Annotated in this window: 14 protein-coding genes; 12 read left to right on the forward strand and 2 right to left on the reverse strand. The window is 43.2% G+C overall.

What is annotated here, in order from left to right; all coding sequences use genetic code 11:
• Nucleotides 1–6 precede the first annotated feature (6 nt).
• The 5 genes from ACQEXS_RS20450 to ACQEXS_RS20470 all read left to right on the forward strand — a co-directional run bounded on the left by ACQEXS_RS20450 (nucleotide 7) and on the right by ACQEXS_RS20470 (nucleotide 9,678).
• Nucleotides 7–900, forward strand: coding sequence for an iron-siderophore ABC transporter substrate-binding protein (locus ACQEXS_RS20450; RefSeq protein WP_427015030.1), 894 nt, complete (start codon nucleotides 7–9; stop codon nucleotides 898–900).
• Nucleotides 900–2,897 carry a Fe(3+)-hydroxamate ABC transporter permease FhuB gene (gene fhuB / locus ACQEXS_RS20455; protein ID WP_427015031.1) on the forward strand — a complete coding sequence of 666 codons (1,998 nt, stop codon included), beginning with the start codon at nucleotides 900–902 and terminating at the stop codon, nucleotides 2,895–2,897. The genes ACQEXS_RS20450 and fhuB overlap by 1 nt, the downstream gene beginning before the upstream one ends.
• A 202-nt stretch (nucleotides 2,898–3,099) precedes the next feature.
• Nucleotides 3,100–4,056, forward strand: a complete 957-nt coding sequence (locus ACQEXS_RS20460) for an FCD domain-containing protein (protein ID WP_427015032.1) — start codon at nucleotides 3,100–3,102, stop codon at nucleotides 4,054–4,056.
• Nucleotides 4,057–4,346: 290 nt separating this feature from the next.
• Nucleotides 4,347–6,503: a TonB-dependent receptor gene (locus tag ACQEXS_RS20465; protein ID WP_427015033.1), complete on the forward strand. Its 2,157-nt coding sequence runs from the start codon at nucleotides 4,347–4,349 to the stop codon at nucleotides 6,501–6,503.
• 367 nt (nucleotides 6,504–6,870) lie between these two features.
• The gene (locus ACQEXS_RS20470) at nucleotides 6,871–9,678 is read left to right on the forward strand and encodes a methyl-accepting chemotaxis protein (protein ID WP_427015034.1); all 2,808 of its coding nucleotides are present in this window, start codon (nucleotides 6,871–6,873) and stop codon (nucleotides 9,676–9,678) included.
• A 36-nt stretch (nucleotides 9,679–9,714) separates the two neighbouring features.
• On the opposite strand, the gene ACQEXS_RS20475 is transcribed toward ACQEXS_RS20470, so the two are convergent.
• Nucleotides 9,715–10,794: a TRAP transporter substrate-binding protein gene (locus ACQEXS_RS20475; RefSeq protein ID WP_427015035.1), complete on the reverse strand. Its 1,080-nt coding sequence runs from the start codon at nucleotides 10,792–10,794 to the stop codon at nucleotides 9,715–9,717.
• Between the two features lie 635 nt (nucleotides 10,795–11,429).
• Between ACQEXS_RS20475 and ACQEXS_RS20480 the strand changes: the two genes are divergently transcribed.
• Nucleotides 11,430–12,149 (forward strand): SIMPL domain-containing protein, encoded by a 720-nt coding sequence (locus tag ACQEXS_RS20480; protein ID WP_427011875.1) that lies wholly within the window; start codon nucleotides 11,430–11,432, stop codon nucleotides 12,147–12,149.
• Between the two features lie 259 nt (nucleotides 12,150–12,408).
• Complete coding sequence (locus ACQEXS_RS20485; protein ID WP_427015036.1) at nucleotides 12,409–14,421, forward strand: diguanylate cyclase; 2,013 nt, start codon at nucleotides 12,409–12,411, stop codon at nucleotides 14,419–14,421.
• Nucleotides 14,422–14,771: 350 nt separating this feature from the next.
• On the opposite strand, the gene ACQEXS_RS20490 is transcribed toward ACQEXS_RS20485, so the two are convergent.
• Nucleotides 14,772–15,608 (reverse strand): hypothetical protein, encoded by an 837-nt coding sequence (locus tag ACQEXS_RS20490; protein WP_265686258.1) that lies wholly within the window; start codon nucleotides 15,606–15,608, stop codon nucleotides 14,772–14,774.
• Between the two features lie 415 nt (nucleotides 15,609–16,023).
• On the opposite strand from ACQEXS_RS20490, the gene ACQEXS_RS20495 reads away from it, so the two are divergent.
• From ACQEXS_RS20495 to ACQEXS_RS20515, 5 genes are all read left to right on the forward strand, one after another.
• A complete protein-coding gene (locus tag ACQEXS_RS20495; protein WP_427015037.1) occupies nucleotides 16,024–16,668 on the forward strand; it encodes an inovirus Gp2 family protein in 645 nt (214 codons plus the stop codon).
• A 58-nt stretch (nucleotides 16,669–16,726) separates the two neighbouring features.
• Entirely contained in the window at nucleotides 16,727–17,398 is a 672-nt protein-coding gene (locus ACQEXS_RS20500) for an inovirus Gp2 family protein (protein WP_427015038.1), read from the forward strand.
• Nucleotides 17,399–17,451: 53 nt separating this feature from the next.
• Entirely contained in the window at nucleotides 17,452–18,051 is a 600-nt protein-coding gene (locus ACQEXS_RS20505) for an inovirus Gp2 family protein (protein WP_427015039.1), read from the forward strand.
• 73 nt (nucleotides 18,052–18,124) lie between these two features.
• Nucleotides 18,125–18,322: an AlpA family transcriptional regulator gene (locus ACQEXS_RS20510; protein WP_427015042.1), complete on the forward strand. Its 198-nt coding sequence runs from the start codon at nucleotides 18,125–18,127 to the stop codon at nucleotides 18,320–18,322.
• Between the two features lie 80 nt (nucleotides 18,323–18,402).
• The gene (locus ACQEXS_RS20515; RefSeq protein ID WP_427015040.1) at nucleotides 18,403–18,843 is read left to right on the forward strand and encodes a ribonuclease HI; all 441 of its coding nucleotides are present in this window, start codon (nucleotides 18,403–18,405) and stop codon (nucleotides 18,841–18,843) included.
• Nucleotides 18,844–19,044 lie beyond the last annotated feature (201 nt).

Below are 19,044 nucleotides of genomic sequence, written 5' to 3' on the forward strand. Positions count from 1 at the left end.
CCTGTTGTGAAAAAACTCATAGTGATTCTTTCTGCGGCATTTGCATTCAATAGCTATGCACTCGATATTACCCATGAAATGGGGACCACTTCCTTTGACTCGACTCCTAAGAAAGTTGTGGCATTAGACTGGGTACTGACAGAAACCGTTCTTAGCCTAGGCGTTGAACTTGAAGGTGTTGCAGATACAAACGGTTATCAGCAGTGGGTGGTGGAGCCAAGTCTAGACGCTGATGTCATTGATGTCGGTTCGAGACGTGAACCCAACTTAGAGTTACTGACCGACATCAAACCCGATGTCATCTTGATCAGCAAACATATGGCTGCTGCGTATGAGCAATTGAATAAGATTGCGCCAGTGCTGGTTTACAGCGTTTACAGTGAAGAAAAACAACCATTGAAGTCAGCAAAGTCCATTACCACTTCTTTAGGTAAACTTTTCAATAAAGAGATACGTGCTGAGCAAGTTATTGAGCAGACAGATAAACGTTTTGCGGCCAACGGAGAAAAAATTATTTCGGCAGGAAAAGCGGACAAGCCGCTTCTGTTTGCTCGATTTATTAATGACAAAACGCTGCGTATTCACAGTCAAGGTTCTTTAGCGCAAGACACCATCAGTGCGATGGGACTCAAGAATGACTGGCAGGAACAAACAAATCTTTGGGGCTTCACTACAACGGGAACTGAAAAGTTAGCTGAACATCAAAAGGCGAATGTGATGATTTTTGGTCCTTTAAAACAAGAAGAGCGTCAGCAACTTACTCAATCCCCTCTTTGGCAAGCTATGGAGTTTACTCGTACTGACTCCGTTTACGAGCTTCCAGCCATTTGGACTTTTGGTGGACTGATCGCTGCGCAAAGATTTAGCGACCACATTACCGAGCAACTTACCCAGCCATAATGAATACCTTAAAGATCGCAAATCAAGCCAATGGGCGATTGAACTTTAAAGCAGCAGCGTTATTCAGCGCTGCTGCTTTGATTATTGGTTCACTGCTCCAACTAACCGCACCTTATTCACAAGGCTTTGGGCTGATTTGGGATACTATATTTCATTTTGATGCGGCCAATTACCAGCATCTCATTACTTATTTAACATATTTGCCGAGACTGACGGTTGCGATTATCTGTGGATTTGCTCTCGCCGTTGCAGGGTGTGTGATGCAGTTTGTATTGCGTAATCCTATCGCTTCACCAACCACTTTAGGAGTAGCCGCTGGTGCAGAATTGGGAATGGTGCTTGGTATTTTATTGATTCCTGCCAATGTCGTGCTCCCAAGTTTTGTTCCCGCATTTGTAGGTGGCTGCCTAGCAACTGGATTAGTCTTCATCTTGAGCTCTGCAAGAGGGTATTCGCCATTACATATGGTGTTAGCTGGTATGGTGGTGAGTCTATTTCTAGGCTCACTCAACACCATGTTATTGATGCTCCATGAGCAGCGACTCACCAGTATCTTTGTTTGGGGGGCTGGCGTACTTAATCAAAATGACTGGTCAAGTACGCAAATGCTATTGCCTTTGGTTCTTATGCCCACGAGCTTGCTGCTGGTGTTACAGCGCCCATTATCCGCACTACAGTTTGGTGATAATGTTGCCACTTCGTTGGGCGTCAACATTAAACAGATCAAACTGCTCTGCTTATCTTTAGCCATTTTCATTACTGCCGCAGTGGTCAGTGAAGTCGGCTTGATTGGCTTTGTCGGCATTGTTGCGCCTGCCATCGCGAGAATGCTTGGGGCAAGAACCCTGACAAAACAAATTTTAATGAGTGGCCTCGTTGGCAGTGTCATCCTGCTTATCGTTGACCTAGTCATCCAGCCGTTCTCTGGCGTCGGGGGAGAGCTTTTACCAACAGGTGCAATGACCGCATTAATTGGCGCGCCGTTCTTGTTATGGTTACTGCAACGAACCAAACTACAATCCGACCTTAAAGCACGCTCTGAACATGTCGAACATTACAAACAGGTCAACACACACAAGATTTTGGCTACATTGCTATTGGTGCTCATGGCAGTGTCTCTTTTCGCCATCATGGTGGGTAAAAATCAGTTTGGTTGGAGCTTTGGTTTCAATCAGTCCATTTTCGAATTGCGCGCGCCACGTGTACTTGTTGCACTAGTTGCAGGGATAGGATTGGCCTTTGCAGGGACGATCATTCAACGCATCTCTAATAACCCTATGGCTAGCCCAGAAGTCTTAGGCATCAGTTCTGGTGCTGCGCTAGCCTTGGTTCTTGGTTCTTTATTTGGTGTTGCTGTCGATAGAGAACAGCAAATGTTTTTAGGTACGCTTGGTGCTGTCTCAGTTACAACGGTGGTTTGGTTAATAGGTAGGAAGCATCATTTTGCTCCGACACAAACCTTACTGACGGGGATTGCTTTGAGTGCGGGTTTAGATGCCTTACTGAGAATTGCGATGAGCTCGGGTCATGATAACGCATCAGCGCTACTGACATGGTTATCGGGCTCAACTTACCTGGTTGCCAGCAATGATGTTCTGCTGCTTGCTGTTGGTGTCGCTTTCATCGGTGGTATCGCGTTATCACTGAGCCGCTGGATAGCAATAATCGGCCTCGGGGAAATCACGGCTAACAGCATTGGTATGAATGTCACTGTGGTGAGATTGGCACTGTTGTTACTTATTGCAGCATTGACGACGCTGTGCACGATCGTTATTGGCCCACTTAGCTTTATCGGTTTGTTGGCTCCGCACATGGCGCGCTCACTTCACCAGTACCGTGCAACACCACAAATGCTTACTGCTGCATTGCTGGGGGCGATCATTATGGTATTGGCTGACTGGATAGGGCGAACACTTTGGTTCCCTTGGCAGTTTCCTGCTGGTTTATTAGCTTCTTTGATTGGTGGCGGCTACTTCCTCTATCTAATGAGACGTTAATCGACCGCTTACCTAACTTGGCGACCAGATAAGGTGAATGCTTGCATGATGGAAAAATACATCGTTGTCCTTAAACCTTTGCGTTTAATCCGTTGTTTTTGGCAAATGTATTGATTGTGTTTCTGATGCGAAAAGGCAGTTCGTGGTAATGAAATAAATTTGTGTTTACCATATGAGTAAACGTCATAAGAAATTGTAACTCATGGAAAAGGCGACCATTACTAAACTTCAGCAAGATTTGTTCAATAAAGTTGTTAGTAAACTCAAAGCCGAACAGGCAAAAATGGGTGATAGCCTTAACGAATCATCGTTAGCACAACAGTTCGAAGTTTCTAGAACTCCGATGCGTGCCGTGCTCACTTACATGTCGGTCTTAGGTATCACCAAAGCGGTTCCTTATAAGGGATTTGTTTTACAGCTCGATGCGCAATCAATCAAAACCCAAGATAAATCCAGCAGTGAAGAGTCTCGTCAGGAAAAACTTTACCTAAGAGTATTAATGGATTTGTTCTTTGGTGAAATTGAGGCTGCGTTTTCAGAGAAGGAGCTTCAAGAAGGTTACAACGCGACCCGGGGCGAGGTGCAAAATGTGCTGCGTCTGTTAGAAAGTGATGGCATTTTGCGCCGTAGTCCCGGATATAAGTGGCATCTAGAGGGGGTACTCAACACGCTTGAAAGACATACTGAAAGCTACCGATGTCGGCTGATTTTTGAGCCTGCAGCTTTGCTTGAGCCTAGTTGGTCACTCGATCTCAATGCACTAGAGGGGTGTCGTGAACACCATCTCCAAGCAATTGATAACCCTAAAGCGGTTAGTGCTAGTGATTTATTTAACTTAAGTGCAGAGTTTCATGAGCTGCTTGCGGCCTGTTCTGGAAACCGTTTTCTACTTAGCTACATGCAGCAACATAACCGTATGCGTAAAGCCACGGATCTCGTGTCTATGCATATCCAATCTTCTGTGAGTAAGTCTTGTCAGCGCCGCCTAGATATTATCGAGCTTGTACTAGAAGGCAAAAACCAAGATGCATCGAAAAAGCTAACCCAACTATTGGAAAATGATATTCGGGTCATGCAACGCACCTATAGCAATGTGGTAAGTCTATCGCTACCAGAGCGAGAAAAACTCATAAACCGTATTACTGACACCAGTGTTTAAAGGCAGGCAAAAGCTGCCTTTCTTGTATTCCACGCTATAACCAACGTTTTCATTCACTCAAGAAAGTGGTGTTACTGCTCTCATTTCAACACTGCCACCTTCATTCCTCCTTGTTCACACGAATATCCATTTATCTTTATTGACCTAAAAGAAAATAATTCTCACTTGCATATTGCACTTTCGCAGCAGAAAAACAATAATAATGATTCTTATTTGTAATTAATAAAGACAGCCTTGTCGCTCAAGTATTTTATTTGGGCAGCTTTTAATTGATAAACATAGAGAAAATAATGAATGCGAGTAAAGGGAAGTTCCCTCTATCTACTGTTGCGCTAGCGATTGCCGCTGCAAGCACAGTGTTTACAGCCCAAGCAAAAGAGTACACAACGGAAGACAAAATCGTAGTTGTCTCCAGTCGTACTCCGAAAGCGATTAGTGATATTCCTGGCACAGTTTGGTATATCGAATCAGAGAAAATTGAACAGGAATTCCGCGGTGGTAAGACGCTTGGCGATATTCTGTCTTCGGCAATCCCCTCTTTAGATGTCAGTAGTGGTGCTCGTACCAATTTAGGACAAAATCTTCGTGGGCGTAAAATGCTAGTGATGATAGATGGTGTATCACTGCAATCTTCGCGCTCTATCAGTCGTCATCTAGACTCAATCGACCCATTTAATATTGATCGTATTGAAGTTCTTTCTGGCTCCACATCAATATATGGCGCTGGTGCCTCTGGTGGTGTCATCAATATCATCACTAAAAAAGCACAAAGTGAAGAGTTAGAGTTTGAAACGTATCTAGGTGGGACCTCTGGCCTAAATTCTAGCGAAGATTTTGATTACAAACTTGCGCAGTCGATTTCAGGTGGCAATGAAAAAGTAAAAGCACGTACATCGGTCGTTTATACAGAAACACGGGGATTCTTTGACGCCAATGGTACCATCGCTACTCCAGATATATCGCAAGGCTCTCTGCAGTTCAATCAAACGGTAGATTTTTTAACGACAGTGGGCGTGAATGTTTCAGAAACCCAAAAGTTAAACCTGCTTGCACAATACTATGATAGCCAACAAGACTCGCCTTATGGCTTGTACATTGTCGGTCGTGATTTTGTCGATGTGCGTAAGGGGTTTGATTCGGACCGTGAGCACGGTACAGAACGCATCATGCTTAGCGCCTCTTATGTTGACGATCAGTTGTTTGGTCATCAGCTCATTGCAGAAGCGTCATACCGCAAAGAAGACCAGACTTACACTCCTTACTACCAATCTTCTGGTCAGCAGATTACAGAGGTAATCTCACTAAAAGCGGCGCTGGCAAAGAGCTTTGATAAAGTGAACATTGTTTATGGTATTGATGCTTATCAAGACAAACTAGACAGTAATCAAGCGCTTTACGATCCAAATATTGCTAATAACTCTGGCAACTTGATTAACAAGACTTATGCTCAAGTTGGACGTTATGCCGGTGTTGAAGTCAGTTCAATTGCCGCCTTTGCCCAAGCCGATTATTCGATCACCGAAGATTGGACGGTAGAAGGGGGAGTTCGTTACCAACATATGTCGAACAAAATTGATGACTTCGTTGGCTACAAGCAACAGAAACAAATTGCGACAGGTAATGGCACTTCGGCAGATGTAGTTCCTGGTGGAGAAACGGATTACGGTGTCGCTCTTTTCAACTTGGGAACGATTTATGATCTAAACAGCAACTCCCAAGTTTGGGCTAATTTCTCTCAAGGTTTTGATCTTGCTGATCCTGCTAAATACTATGGTCAAGGTAATTACACGCTTGTTGGCGAACATTGGCAACTTGACGACAGTATTAACGTAAATGAATCGAAAATGTCAGGCATTAAGACCAACAGTTTTGAGTTAGGTTATCGCTTAGATACTGGCGATTTCAACTTACAAACAGCGGCTTACTATTCTCAATCAGACAAGAACGTTAAGTACAACAAGGCCACATTGCTTATTGAAGAAATTGAAGACAAAAAACGTGTCTATGGTCTAGAAACGATGGCGTCTTATTGGATTCATGACAACATCCAACTTGGCGCTTCTGGCCATTATGTGGTGTCTGAAGTGAAAGGGGAAAATGGCTGGGAAGATTATGATGCAGGCTATGCGAGTACCTCTAAGGCGAATGCTTGGGCTGGTTGGTACGATACAGATCTCGCCATTAAACTGCAAAGCCAAACGATGTTTGGCTATGAAGATGCGTCGAACAACAAGCTAGATGGTTACACCTTATTTGATCTCGTTGGTAGTTATCAGCTTCCAGTCGGTAGTTTGGGTTTTGGCATTCAGAACTTGTTTAATGAAGACTACACCACCGCTTGGGGTCAACGTGCGCAGCTCATTTACTCAGCGCATTATGATTCAGCAGCTTATGACTACAAAGGCCGTGGTCGTACCTATACACTAAACTACCAAGTTAATTTTTAGTAACACTATCTAAACTAGAATCGTCAATCCTGATTGAATACCGTTCACTGACTGTGAACGGTATTTTTTTATGTCGTATCTAAGTGCGTATGCTCAGGCTTGCCTGATATATCGAGAGTCGTGGCTCTTTCTACTTTATATATTCAGATCTTCTGCCATAAAATCTCGTGTTTAATTGATAATTCTATCTGTACTCTGGTGTTTACAATTAAATACTGAAAAGGTGTTTCATAATATTTCAAGCTATTGAATTAGACTCATAATCATTGTCATCTAGGCATCTCTAATATTGGCGTAGTTCTTTCGTTCATATGCCAAACAATAACAACAATGTAATTCAGATTGAGTGTAAACAAAGGATATCTATATGAGTCAGTGGCTTGGGCGACTAAAGCTGTCCCAATTGATTATTGGGGCACTGCTGTTTATTGGTGTTGTGCCTGCTTTAATACTAGGGTTGAACGCGGTATTTCTTGCACAAGGTGCGTTAACAGAACGGTCTTATAACCAACTTGATACGGTAAGAACGATTAAATCGTCACAGATCCGTTCTTTTTTCAACGAACGAGAAGGGGATATGGATGTTCTCGTCGAAGTGGCCAGTACGCTTCAACTAGAAGGGTTTCGGAAACTGGAAGCGATTAACCAATCACAAGCTAACCAAGTACAAGAATATCTCAAACAATTGAAATCAGGGCTACGATTATTTGCCGATGCTTATACGACCCAAATGGTGCTCGAAGAGTTTGATCGTGCTTTCAAAGCTCAAGGGAATCAGATAAGTGGCCGAACTTGGGATGCGCTTGCCAATCAATATGGTGCAGAGATCGATCAGTTCCAACGGCATTTTGGTTGGTATGATGCGTTTTTGATCAATAAAGATGGTGACATCATCTACAGCGCAACTCGAGAGGCGGATCTTGGTCGTAATGTTCGCTCCGAGAATATTGCTGGTAGCGGGTTAGCAAAGGCTTTTCATCAAGCGATGAAAAGTGGAGAGGTAGATGAAGTTTTCTTTGGCGACTTTTCACTGTATCACTACTCGAATGATCTTCCTGCTGGATTCTTTGTCACTCCAGTAACCAATAATACCAATCAAGTCATTGGTTATGCGGCCATGCAATTTCCCATCGATAAGATCAATAGGATCACGATGCAAACACAAGGCATGGGGAAAACCGGAGAAACGTATTTAGTGGGGCCAGATAAGCTGATGCGTTCAGATTCTCGACTGGATCCAGAAGGTTACTCGGTGGCGGCATCTTTTGCTCGGAATCATGCTGTTGAAACCAAAGCAACACAAGCCGCGTTTGTGCAGGGCGCAGGTTCGGGGATCATTAAAGATTACAACGGCAACTTAGTGCTTTCTGTATGGCAAACCGTTGAGCTGGACCAACATCACCACTGGGCGATCATCAGTGAAAAAGACGTAAAGGAAGCGTTTGTGCCTAAAGATCGTGGTGGTGTTGAGTTATACAGTAAGTACATAGAGAAGTATGGCTACTACGACTTGTTCTTGATCGATCCAAGTGGTGAAGCGTTCTATACCGTGACGAAAGAAGCGGATTATCAAACCAATCTGCTTAATGGAGTTTATGCCAATAGCAATCTTGGTCAGCTGGTTCGCAGTGTTATTGATACCAAATCATATGGTGTGATTGATTTTGCCCCCTATGCGCCATCCAATGACGCGCCTGCGGCCTTTATTGCAAAGCCAATACTAAATGAACGTGGAGACGTGGTGATGGTGGTTGCTTTGCAGCTTTCTCTAGAGGCCATTAACGCTGTCATGCAGCTTCGCGAAGGTATGGGAGAGAGCGGAGAGTCTTATTTGGTTGGTTCGGACTACCGGATGCGCTCAGATTCCTATCTAAGCCCTGATAACCATTCAGTCGCGGCATCGTTTGCTGGTTCTGTTGAACGCAATGGTGTTAAAACTGATGCGACGATTGCGGCTTTAGCGGGTCAAAGTGGTGCAGATATCATTGTCGATTATAATGGCAATCCCGTTTTATCGTCCTATTCCCCATTGAATATTGGTGATATTCGTTGGGCGCTAGTGGCTGAGATCGACCAAGCTGAAGCGTTCTCGTCAGTCTATCAAATCCGCAATATTATTATTTTTATGATGGTCGTGACGTTATTTATCACCATCGTTTTAGCTCTGTATATGGCGTCTATCATTAAAAAGCCATTGGGAGGAGAGCCTAGAGATATGATGTTGTTGGCCAAACAAGTCGCGCAAGGCGATCTCACTCATGAGTTTGATCGTAAGGTTTCTTCTGACAGTTTATATGGCGCATTGCGAGATATGTCGGACAATCTTAAACAACTGATTGCGCATATTCTTGAAGCTAGCCATAGCCTTGCGTCTACCGCGGAAGAAACGTCAGTGGCTAGCGAACAGACCACAACGGCCGTCACCACCCAGCATCGTGAAACGGAGTCAGTCGCTTCAGCAATTGAACAAATGACAGCAACCATTCAAGAGGTGGCGAAAAACACCGCAGATGTTGCTCAGGCTTCTCAGTTGGCATTTGATAAGAGCTCGACAGGTCAACAAACCTTAGATAAAGGCAGTGTTGCACTGGCGAACTTGGTGGAAGGTGTCGCTTCAACGAATGAAAATATGCAGACTCTGCAACTCAAGAGTAATGAAATTGGACATGTGCTGGTGGTAATACAAGAAATCGCTGAGCAGACCAATTTACTTGCTCTCAATGCTGCTATTGAAGCGGCCCGTGCAGGAGAAGCCGGTAGGGGTTTTGCCGTTGTTGCCGATGAAGTGCGAACCTTAGCACAGAGAACGCAAGCTTCGGCTTCTGAAATTCAGACCATGATATCGTCGGTGCAGCAAGCGGCCGGATCGGCAACTCAGAACATGGCAAGGTGTGAAGAGCAAGTGACATTAACGGCGGAGTTGTCAGGCCAGACTCAACAAAATTTTGTGGCGATCATTGAGTCTATTAATGTCATTAATACGATGATGGAACGAGTTTCGATTGCCGCAGAAGAACAAGCTCAGGTGACTGATGCTGTGAGCCAGAGCATTGCTTCAATCAGTGAAATGTCAATCCAGACTTCTGCGAGTGCAGAACAGTTAGCGGGTGCCAGTCAAGAAGTTGCTCAGTCTGCTGAAGAGCTCAGTGCATACACACATCAATTTAAGGTGTAATTATCAAAGCCCCCATTAATGAATGGGGGCTTTCTGTTATTGGACGCCGTCTAGGTAAGCTTTCGAAGAAATATCTGTCCACGCACGTACTTTTGTGAGGTACTGGCGCTGTGATTCAATGATCTCTTTGGCTAAAGCATCCTTACTTGCGAGCTCAGTGAGTAGCTCATTGGTGGCAGCTTGCATTGCTTTGAGTACTTCTGGTGGAAAGTCTCTCACTTTGATCTCAGGATACTCCGCGCTCATGGTTGCCCAGCTATTTGCATTAGCATCTAGAGCTTGGGTATACATATCAAACGCAGAAACACGAAACGCCGTCTCAAGGATGATTTGCAGATCTTTAGGCAGTTTGTCCCATGTTTTCTTGTTCACAAGAAATTGAGTTTCTGATCCTGGCTCATGCCATGCGGTGTAATAATATGGTGCGATTTTCTGAAATCCCATGCGCAGATCAAATGCCGGGCCTACCCACTCCAAAGCATCAATGGTTCCGCGCTCTAACGAGGTATAAAGTTCGCCAGGTGCTATGTTAGTGGGTTTTGCTCCAACTCGGGCCATCACTTCACCAGCAAAACCGGGTATACGGATTTTTAACCCTTGTAGATCCTCAACAGTGTTGATTTCTTTCTTAAACCAGCCTCCCATTTGAATATCTGAATTACCGCCGGGGAAAGAAAGCAAATTATGGGGTGCATAGACTTTTTCCATTAGCTCAATGCCTCCACCATGGTAAAACCATGCGTACTGCTCGGTAGAAATCATGCCAAATGGCATGGATGAGAAATAGAGGGTGTTGGGTACTTTGCCTTTCCAGTAATAGGAACTCGAGTGGCCTAAGTCGTACTGACCCGACTTGACCATGTCGAAGATACCTAAAGGAGCTTTGTGCTTGTTTGCTGAGTCGATACGGATCTTTAGGCGGCCATTGGACATCTGGTCTGCCAATTTTGCCATGTTTTTTGTCGCATCCCCTAAGATCGGCGTATTAGGTCCCCATGTTTCTGCAAGCTTGAGTCGATAAACTTGTTCGCTAGCATGGGTAAAGCTAGCTCCAAGTAAAACACTGACTAAAAGCAGTGTCTGAAGCCATCGGTTCGGTTTGATTGAAAATCGCATGATCCCTCATCTTTGGTTAGGTCAGTTTGCAGCCATAGCTAGCAAGCCGTTGAGCAATCCGTCAACTCTTGAGGTTATTTTGTGGCAGAACTTATGAGTGGGAGGTACTTAATTAGAAAGGAGATTACAGTCGTTCATATTTTTTATATGGTGAAAGTCTGTCACTTCGTTTAATTTACCAACTTTATAAAGCAGTTTGTGCTATTAAAGCGTTCTGTAAGTGAGCTCACAGAAGTGCTGAGTTGGGCAGTATTTTTATGGGTAATAGTGAACGGAGTTCCCCAACTTAGTCTTGTTTTCCTTACATAGCTTGCAATTAAGCGACTAAGCTGTCTTTGTAATAATGATTATTTCATATATCTAAAAAATATATCGCTCACAAAACATACTATTTATGCTGTGCATCAAGTGTTTTATTGCTAAGTTGGTAAGTGCGGGTACACGCAATAATAATAACGTCAATAAACCTTTGCTTTGCTGAGCTGGAATAAACGGGAGCCTTATCGGTTCCCGTTTCAGCATTTAGTTATCCAGAACATGTTTTCTACTAACTTGACGCAATCATGACAGCGCCAATGTTCAACCTTTCTGCTTTCTACGTACACTGCTATTAATACCCCCTCTGTCAGTTGGAGATGATGATGTTTTCACAACGTTCTGCCGCCATTATCGGTTTGGCATTGATCCTCGGATTTGCGGCTCTTGGTTTGTTATTGAAACAGGCTGCTTTGCAATATAAAGGTTTGGATCGAATCGTGACCGTGAAAGGATTGGCCGAGCGCGAATATCCAGCTGATACGGTTATTTGGCCTATTGAGTTTTCTGTCGCGGGAAATGACATGCCAGAGGTGGTGAAAGAGCTTGATACGCAAAGAGATGCCGTTGCGGCTTTTTTGGCACTACAAGGGATTGATAAAGCACAAGTGAGCTTTTCTGCGCCAGCGATCCTAGATAAAAAGGCCAGACAATATGGCGGGGAGCCAACCATTGAGTTTCGCTACCTTGGTTCTTTAACGGTAACGGTTTATAGCCATGATGTTTCTATCGTTAGAGCCGCGATTGCAAGTATTGGAGAACTGGCGAAGCAGGGGATTGTTTTCAACTCAGACCGTTATGCCAACCCAATCGAATACAGCTTTACTTCACTCAATGACGTTAAGCCAGTAATGATCGAAGAGGCGACAAAAAATGCCCGCCAAGTGGCTGAAAAATTTGCCCGTGATTCGAACAGCACACTTGGAAAGATCAAACGCGCATCTCAAGGACAGTTTTCTATCACGGATCGAGATAGTAATACGCCCCACATAAAACGAGTTCGAGTAGTCTCCACAATTAGCTACTATTTGTCAGATTGATACTATTGAAAAAAGCGCCGATGCAATGAATGAAAATTAATCTCACAAGCTAGACGTTAAGCCATATTGTTTATGAAGCACCCAAAATCATGCAGTTGTTCATACTGTAAGATTTTGCGCTAATTGATTGGTGTTTTATTATGCGACTCCAAAATTTGCTGGCTGATTTATATACTATGCAATCATATTCTGTGCATGGGTAACTTTCTCAACCAGTTAATTATTACTCCACCCTTAATTCGTTTGGGGATCGCTCACTATGCCACTACATCGATCACTTAAGGCGATATGCGTGCTGCTTTTCGCGTCGACAGCAATGTATGTTCATGCAAAACCAACTGAGTCTCAGGATAAGTTTCTCAGAGCGCTTGAAGGAATAGAGAGACAGGTATACGCCTTACCACAAAAAGCCAAAGCTCAAATCGAGCAATTGGAAGAAGAATCGTTACTACAGAATCAGCCTGAAGAGTTACTCGTCCGTTATTATTTAGCGAAATCGACAGTCATGGGCTTATTGAGTGATGATAAATCCAGCCTTGTTGCAGCACGTCGTGGCTTAGGGATTTCTTCAGGATCCGATGAAGAGCACTTGATGTTAAAGCTTCGCAGTATACAGGCGATGCTGTCTAGTAGTGATCTTCATCAGGCGGTGAGTTCACTGGATAAGTTACTGGATCAGTCTCGTGACAGTGGTAATAAGCAGGTTGAGTCAGAAATATTGCTAGTTAAAGGTAGTATTTATGAACAGCAAGGTGAGTTGAAAAAGTCCTATGCCGCATACATGTCCTCTTTAACGGCAGCAGAGAGTAGTGGTGAGAAAGCCCTGATTGAGCGAGCGGCTCTTGGTTTAGGGGATATCCTGATTGAAATTCAAGGATTTGGACGCTCAGAAGATGTTTTAACACAAGCGTACTCTTACTTTAAACAACGCAAGATGTCGTTTAATGAGTTGCTCAGTATGTTGAGCATCGCAAAGCTGCATAAAGAACAAGGACGCCCTTCTGAAGCGATCTCTTCTTATAAAAAAGCATTACAGCTAGCCCAAGTAATAGGCGATGGGCGTTTCCGTTTTCGTATCAATTTAGAGCTGGCCTGTTTATATCGCGCGGCTGAAGACAGCAGCAATATGCAGCGCCATTTGCAGCGTGCTAAAAACCTTCAGTATCGTGAAACGTCTCCAATGTACCTCGCGACGTTTAAACTGATTCAGGCCCAGTACCTGTTGCAGCAAAATCAATTCCAGCAACTGTCAGAAATGTTAAGCCCAACCTTAGACAAGTTGTATGCCTCAAAACACCTTGAGCAACAACAAGTCGATCTGATCAAAATTGCAGCTGAAGCGTATGCTGGGCTTGGTGATTATAAATTAGCTTATCAAACCTACACGCAATACCACCAAAAATACCTACAGGTTGATACAGAGCGTCAGCAAGAGAACCTAGAGAAACAGCAGATTTTGTTTGATCTTGAACGATTGGAGTTTGAAAACCAAGAGCTGAACTGGAACAACGTGTTGCAGAAAATGGAGCTGGAAAACAATCGCCGCAACTTCTATTTACTCGGTGAGATAGTGTTGGTACTGGCAGCGGTGTTGCTGGTTCTTGTGATTGTTTTCTTGGCGGTGAATCGCTCTCGTATTCGCATGAGACGTCTTGCAAAGACCGACATGCTGACGGGGTTGTTTAATCGCCGCTATTTAGAGGAATGGTTTGCTCAAAGCCCGGTTTTATCAAAAGAAACAGAAGAAGAGCATCTGCAGGGTAAAGTGGTGCATACACTGCAATTGCAGAAACAAAAGCTAAATGCATGGCTTGAGAAGAAGTTTGATAAGCACAAAGTGATGGTGAAAAAACCAGACAGCGGTCCAGTCTCTCTTATCATTACAGACGTTGATCGCTTTAAGTTAGTGAATGACACACATGGTCATACGTTTGGAGATGCGGTGTTAACTGGTGTGGCTAAAGTGCTTGAATCATCAGTGCGTCATAGTGATATTGTCGCGCGCCTAGGCGGTGAAGAGTTTGTTGTTGTTTTACCAAAAACAGACCTTGATGATGCCGTTAAAGTAGCGGAAAAGCTGCGTAAAGAAGTGGCATGTTATGACTTCATTACCGAAGAGGGTGAAAGGGTACAAGTTACTTCAAGCTTCGGTGTGGTAACAACAGATGATATCAACGTCGATTTTGAAATATTCTGCCATGAGGCGGATAAACTGCTTTATTTAGCAAAAGACAGTGGACGTAACTGTGTTAAGTCTGCTTTAGTTGAATAAATTGGGGAAGCAATAGCACAAGGAGTGTGCGAAGAGAAGTGGTGGCCCTCGCAGACTCAATTTTAATTATTAAGTCTTTGCAATAATTAAATTTTCTTTGTTTTTGTTCTTCTTGTTGGTACATTTGGTGGTACATTGTGTTACAGGTGCAATAATCCATAAATTATACTTAGAACAATTTGAAATATTAATTGTGTTTAATATTTCAATGTTTAAAGCGCTCTAGAGCTTTTGTTGCGTGTTGTGCAACAAAAGCAGCTTTTTATTGTTTTTATTTAAACTTCATTCCTTCTGTCTTTGTACATCTTTTTTGTGAAAATGCAGGTAAAAGATTCTCAGATTCTTCGGCGCTACAGCAACGCTTTGTATGCTTCTACTTTTACTTGAGCACATACATTAGGATTTCTAGTTAACTCGAGTAACCTCACTTTAAGGGTATAGATTATATCTCTGTATTCAAAGTGCCCTTTCTCACCGTAAATTTGATAGCTGAGTTCTTCTGTCTGTTCAGCAGCCTTTGAGGCTAAGTATTGCTCGTAGTTGATATGATCCTTGTTACTAAAGAATGATGTGAAGTTGAGTAAAAAAAACGGCGTCAATTCAATGAAGCCAGTTAATCTGGTTTTGTCTTTTTTCGAGAGTCTTGAGCATCGCCGAATCAGGTTCATATCTTCTAAATCCTTTAGCCGATCACTTACTTTATAGGTGTTTGTGCCGAGCTTATCTGCTATCCATTTTCCTCCTACAGGGATTCCACCAATCATTAAATCAAAGTTCTTAGCTAACAACATAGTGACAATAATAAGGTTCTGGGTTCTCTGCTGGCGAAACCCCCTGTCTTGAGCTTTTTCCTCTATGTATTGGTAAATGTTGTCGTACTCAACCAGTGATGTTCCCATTAAGTGGCTCTGTCTTGTTGATTCACTAAGTGGGTGAGAGGGTAGAACATAGATCTCAGAGTTTGGTTCAAAGGGCTTCGTCATTGGCTGAAAATCAGACCATGAGTTGAGCTGGATAAGTGATGAAGGAGTGTGTTGTTTACGCGCAAATCTACCATCTGTTTTTTGGGTATCAGTAAGCACTAAAAACTCATTTTGACGATCAAATGGATTAATAAAGTTGTGCAACGTATGTTGATCAATTGCTGTTTTTTTTGAGTTGTTTTGGGAGGCTTCATTGTTGTGCATAGAGTAAGTTTCCAAGTTTTTTCGATCTTACGAGATCTGTTATTACAATGCTAACTGTTCCAACTTGATTGATTTTTATATGAAAATCTATTTTTTAATAATCCTATTTTATGTGAGTAAATTCCAGAAGCAAAAATGCATGAACCGAGATTTTTACAAAAAAAAGGGTTGGCTGGATGGATTTAGTTGGTGTGAAAGCTCTGTAATCACCTAAAAACAGAGGGTGAGTAAATCGAGGAGGAACGGTAATTAATAATATATATACCCACCCATCTACTAACCTAATCCCACACCTCAACCAACTACCTCATCATTCAATATCTTGGTAGGGGAACCCATCCCCTACCCAAAGAGAGACTTAGAAAATAACGTCACTCTCAGTACCTATGTCAGAAACAAAACATAGGTCACCATCATGTCTAAGAATCTAACCATCACACACGAATCCACTTTCAACGGAAACAAGGTATACATCGATAAGGAGGGTTTGGTCGTTGAATACCTAGAAGGGATAGACTCAGTCCTTGAGAAAGCTCTAGAGCAATACGCGAGACTTTTTATCGTTCGAGTGGACCTCAACTTACCAGCAGACTTTAGAGGGGATGACTCAGCAGTGATGACTCGTTTCTTTCGATCTCTTAAGTCTCAGGTAGCGGCATATCGAAGACGTAGTGCTCGGTTAAATGGCAAACCCTATCGTGAAACCACCATTCGATATGTGTGGGCGAAAGAGTGTGATACCTCAACAAGCAGCCACTACCATGTTGCACTTATCTTTGACAGAAACGTCTTTCGTTCTCTAGGGGATTTTGGTGAATATCAGCAAAGTTTGGCTAACCGTATCCGTAATGCTTGGAAGCGTTCTGTGGATGCTATCTACTCAGGCAAAGAGAAACCAGCTATACATTTTTCTAAACAAGGCCAGTATCACTTGCTACGTAACTCTGAGGAGTTTGAGGAGGTGTTTCAGTCCGTCTTTTATCGACTAAGCTACCTAGCGAAGAGAAGAACGAAGCATTTTGGAAAACGAATGAACAACTTCGACCATAGCCGTAAATAGTCAAAAATTACGGTAGTGACAGTTCCTGTGGGATTAACAACAAACCACAGGAACTATAATGCTTTATCAACTCAATGTAGCTTATACACCTAACTACCTCACCATCACCCATGACAGAACGTTTAATGGAAAGCCACTCTACTACCACAAGAATGGTCTTATCGTTGAGTACTTGGAGGACATCGACCGAGTGCTGACTGAAGCGCTATGCCAATATCCTAAACTTTGTGTCGCTCATTTTAATGTACGTCTACCAAGTGACTTTGATGGAGACCATTCCGAGGTACTCAGTCGTTTCTTTCGAACCTTGGAGTCGGAAACTAATAAGCTATGTCTATTGAAGTACAGGCGTAGGCCTCACCAATATCATCAAACGGTCATACGCCATGTTTGGTTCAAGGCGTGTGAGTCCACCAGCCAGTATCACCTTGTCTTGTTCTTTGATAAGCGGCTGTATCTTTGTTTAGGTAAAAGTGGGGGTGAGAGGAGTCGCTACTTGTCCAGAGTCAGAAAAGCATGGGATAGAGCCGTGGAAGAAGACCATGGGAGAAGATGTTCAGGACTGGCGTATTCTCCATCTGATGACGTGTACGAACTTCTAAAAGGGGATGAAGTATTCCCATTGCAGTTAAATGAGCTCTTCTATCGGATAAGTCGTCTAGCGAAGCCTAACACCAAACACGCCGATAACCGCAGCATGAATTTTGGTTGCAGCCATGACTCACTTTAAAAAATACAGCGCGAGTAATACCTATGTCATTAACAGACTCAGAGGGATTACTCATGTCCAACAATACTTACCTTCCCAACATTACCCATTCTAAAACGTTTAACGACTACCCCGTGTTTTTCAGTGACAAGGGGTTATACGAATCGGCCTTAACTTCTATGACGGAAGTCTTTGAACAAGCAATGGAGGAGTTTGACGCAGCTTTGGCTACGCGCTTGGATTTGTTTCTACCAGAAGACCATCAAGATACCGACCTCAGCATTATTAACGATTACTTTACGCTGCTTAAAGAAAAGCTTGAGACGGATTCAGTGTTCTACGTATGGCGTAAGAGAGAGGACAAGGTGCCATCCCACAACTATCGCGTGATGCTGTTTACTGATTACAGCCAGTATTTTGGTGATGCTATTTGCTGGGAAAAACGCAACGAATTAGCTGAGCATCTTAAAACGGCGTGGCAAGAAGCGATAGAAAAGCACTACAGCGGCAAAGAACGTTCAATAGTGCTTCTCAATGACCGAGGTCACTATGGCTTGGGGACACGTTGTCGAAATAAAGACACGAACATCAAACACAGTGTCTTCTATCGCATGAGCATTCTTGCTGAAGCATGGAATGAGCAGCGTTACTTCTTTGGCTCTAGTACAGAGTAGACCGACTGCACTTTTTTACAGTGGCGGCTTATCACATGGGTATATACAAAGTAGGAGACGATTCCCAATGACAATGAGATTTCTACGAATCCAAGACGTGATGTCACTAACAGGGCTAGGCCGTTCCACTATTTACAAGTTCATGGATGAAGACATTTTTCCAAAAACCATTCCATTGGGAGGAAGAGCAGTGGGATGGCTAGAAAGTGAAATCGAAGAATGGATGGAATCGCGTCTAGCACTGCGAGACAACCAAGAATCTTTTCAGTAACACAAACATTAAATTACACATCAACAGGGCGCTGGCTAGGCAAAGTCATGCGCCCTTTTTCAATTAGAGAGAGATAAAAAATGAGTTATTCAATTTACGTAGACGGCGCAGCCCCAAATAATCAACACGGATGCACACAAGGTGGCATTGGTCTTGTAGCCTTTAATGAACAGGGTGAACTAGAGCATCAAGATAGCATCACCATTAAGCGTAATACTACCAATGCCGAATTAGAGCTCATGGCTTTAATCGAAGGTCTAGAGTATGCCCAAGATGGCGACGTCATCTACTCAGACAGTGATTTCTGTGTAAAGGGCTACAACGATTGGTTAGATAACTGGAAAGAGAGAGGTTGGCGTAAGTCAGACAAGAAGCCAGTAAAGAACCGCCATCTATGGCAACAAATCGACGAGTTGCGTTCAAAGAAATACGTTGAGGTGTTTAAGGTCAAAGCTCATTCAGGTGATAAAGGTAACGACATGGCAGACCTGTTAGCTGTCGAAGCGGCAGAAGCTGATTAAGAAGGGAAGACACGGCTTGAGAGATAACACCTCTCAAGCTGAGTCCTATTTTTTATTTGGAATAAATCTGCGCTATTGCAGAGTGGTAAATTCACTTAATGATTAAGTGGTTATTAAAATGAAAGAGTCCAGTGAATAAAAATCACAATGTCTACAATTTGTCCCTTGAACTGATGGTTAAAAACGCTTCAATCCCCATCA

The organism is Vibrio sp. TRT 17S01, from assembly GCF_050113695.1.
In the GTDB taxonomy this organism is placed as follows: domain Bacteria; phylum Pseudomonadota; class Gammaproteobacteria; order Enterobacterales; family Vibrionaceae; genus Vibrio.

Coding starts and splice junctions, on each gene's coding strand:
- fhuB (WP_427015031.1), top strand. CDS start 900: ATGAATACCTTAAAGATCGCAAATCAAGCCAATGGGCGATTGAACTTT.
- ACQEXS_RS20460 (WP_427015032.1), top strand. CDS start 3,100: ATGGAAAAGGCGACCATTACTAAACTTCAGCAAGATTTGTTCAATAAA.
- ACQEXS_RS20465 (WP_427015033.1), top strand. CDS start 4,347: ATGAATGCGAGTAAAGGGAAGTTCCCTCTATCTACTGTTGCGCTAGCG.
- ACQEXS_RS20470 (WP_427015034.1), top strand. CDS start 6,871: ATGAGTCAGTGGCTTGGGCGACTAAAGCTGTCCCAATTGATTATTGGG.
- ACQEXS_RS20475 (WP_427015035.1), bottom strand. CDS start 10,794: ATGCGATTTTCAATCAAACCGAACCGATGGCTTCAGACACTGCTTTTA.
- ACQEXS_RS20480 (WP_427011875.1), top strand. CDS start 11,430: ATGATGATGTTTTCACAACGTTCTGCCGCCATTATCGGTTTGGCATTG.
- ACQEXS_RS20485 (WP_427015036.1), top strand. CDS start 12,409: ATGCCACTACATCGATCACTTAAGGCGATATGCGTGCTGCTTTTCGCG.
- ACQEXS_RS20490 (WP_265686258.1), bottom strand. CDS start 15,608: ATGCACAACAATGAAGCCTCCCAAAACAACTCAAAAAAAACAGCAATT.
- ACQEXS_RS20495 (WP_427015037.1), top strand. CDS start 16,024: ATGTCTAAGAATCTAACCATCACACACGAATCCACTTTCAACGGAAAC.
- ACQEXS_RS20500 (WP_427015038.1), top strand. CDS start 16,727: ATGCTTTATCAACTCAATGTAGCTTATACACCTAACTACCTCACCATC.
- ACQEXS_RS20505 (WP_427015039.1), top strand. CDS start 17,452: ATGTCCAACAATACTTACCTTCCCAACATTACCCATTCTAAAACGTTT.
- ACQEXS_RS20510 (WP_427015042.1), top strand. CDS start 18,125: ATGAGATTTCTACGAATCCAAGACGTGATGTCACTAACAGGGCTAGGC.
- ACQEXS_RS20515 (WP_427015040.1), top strand. CDS start 18,403: ATGAGTTATTCAATTTACGTAGACGGCGCAGCCCCAAATAATCAACAC.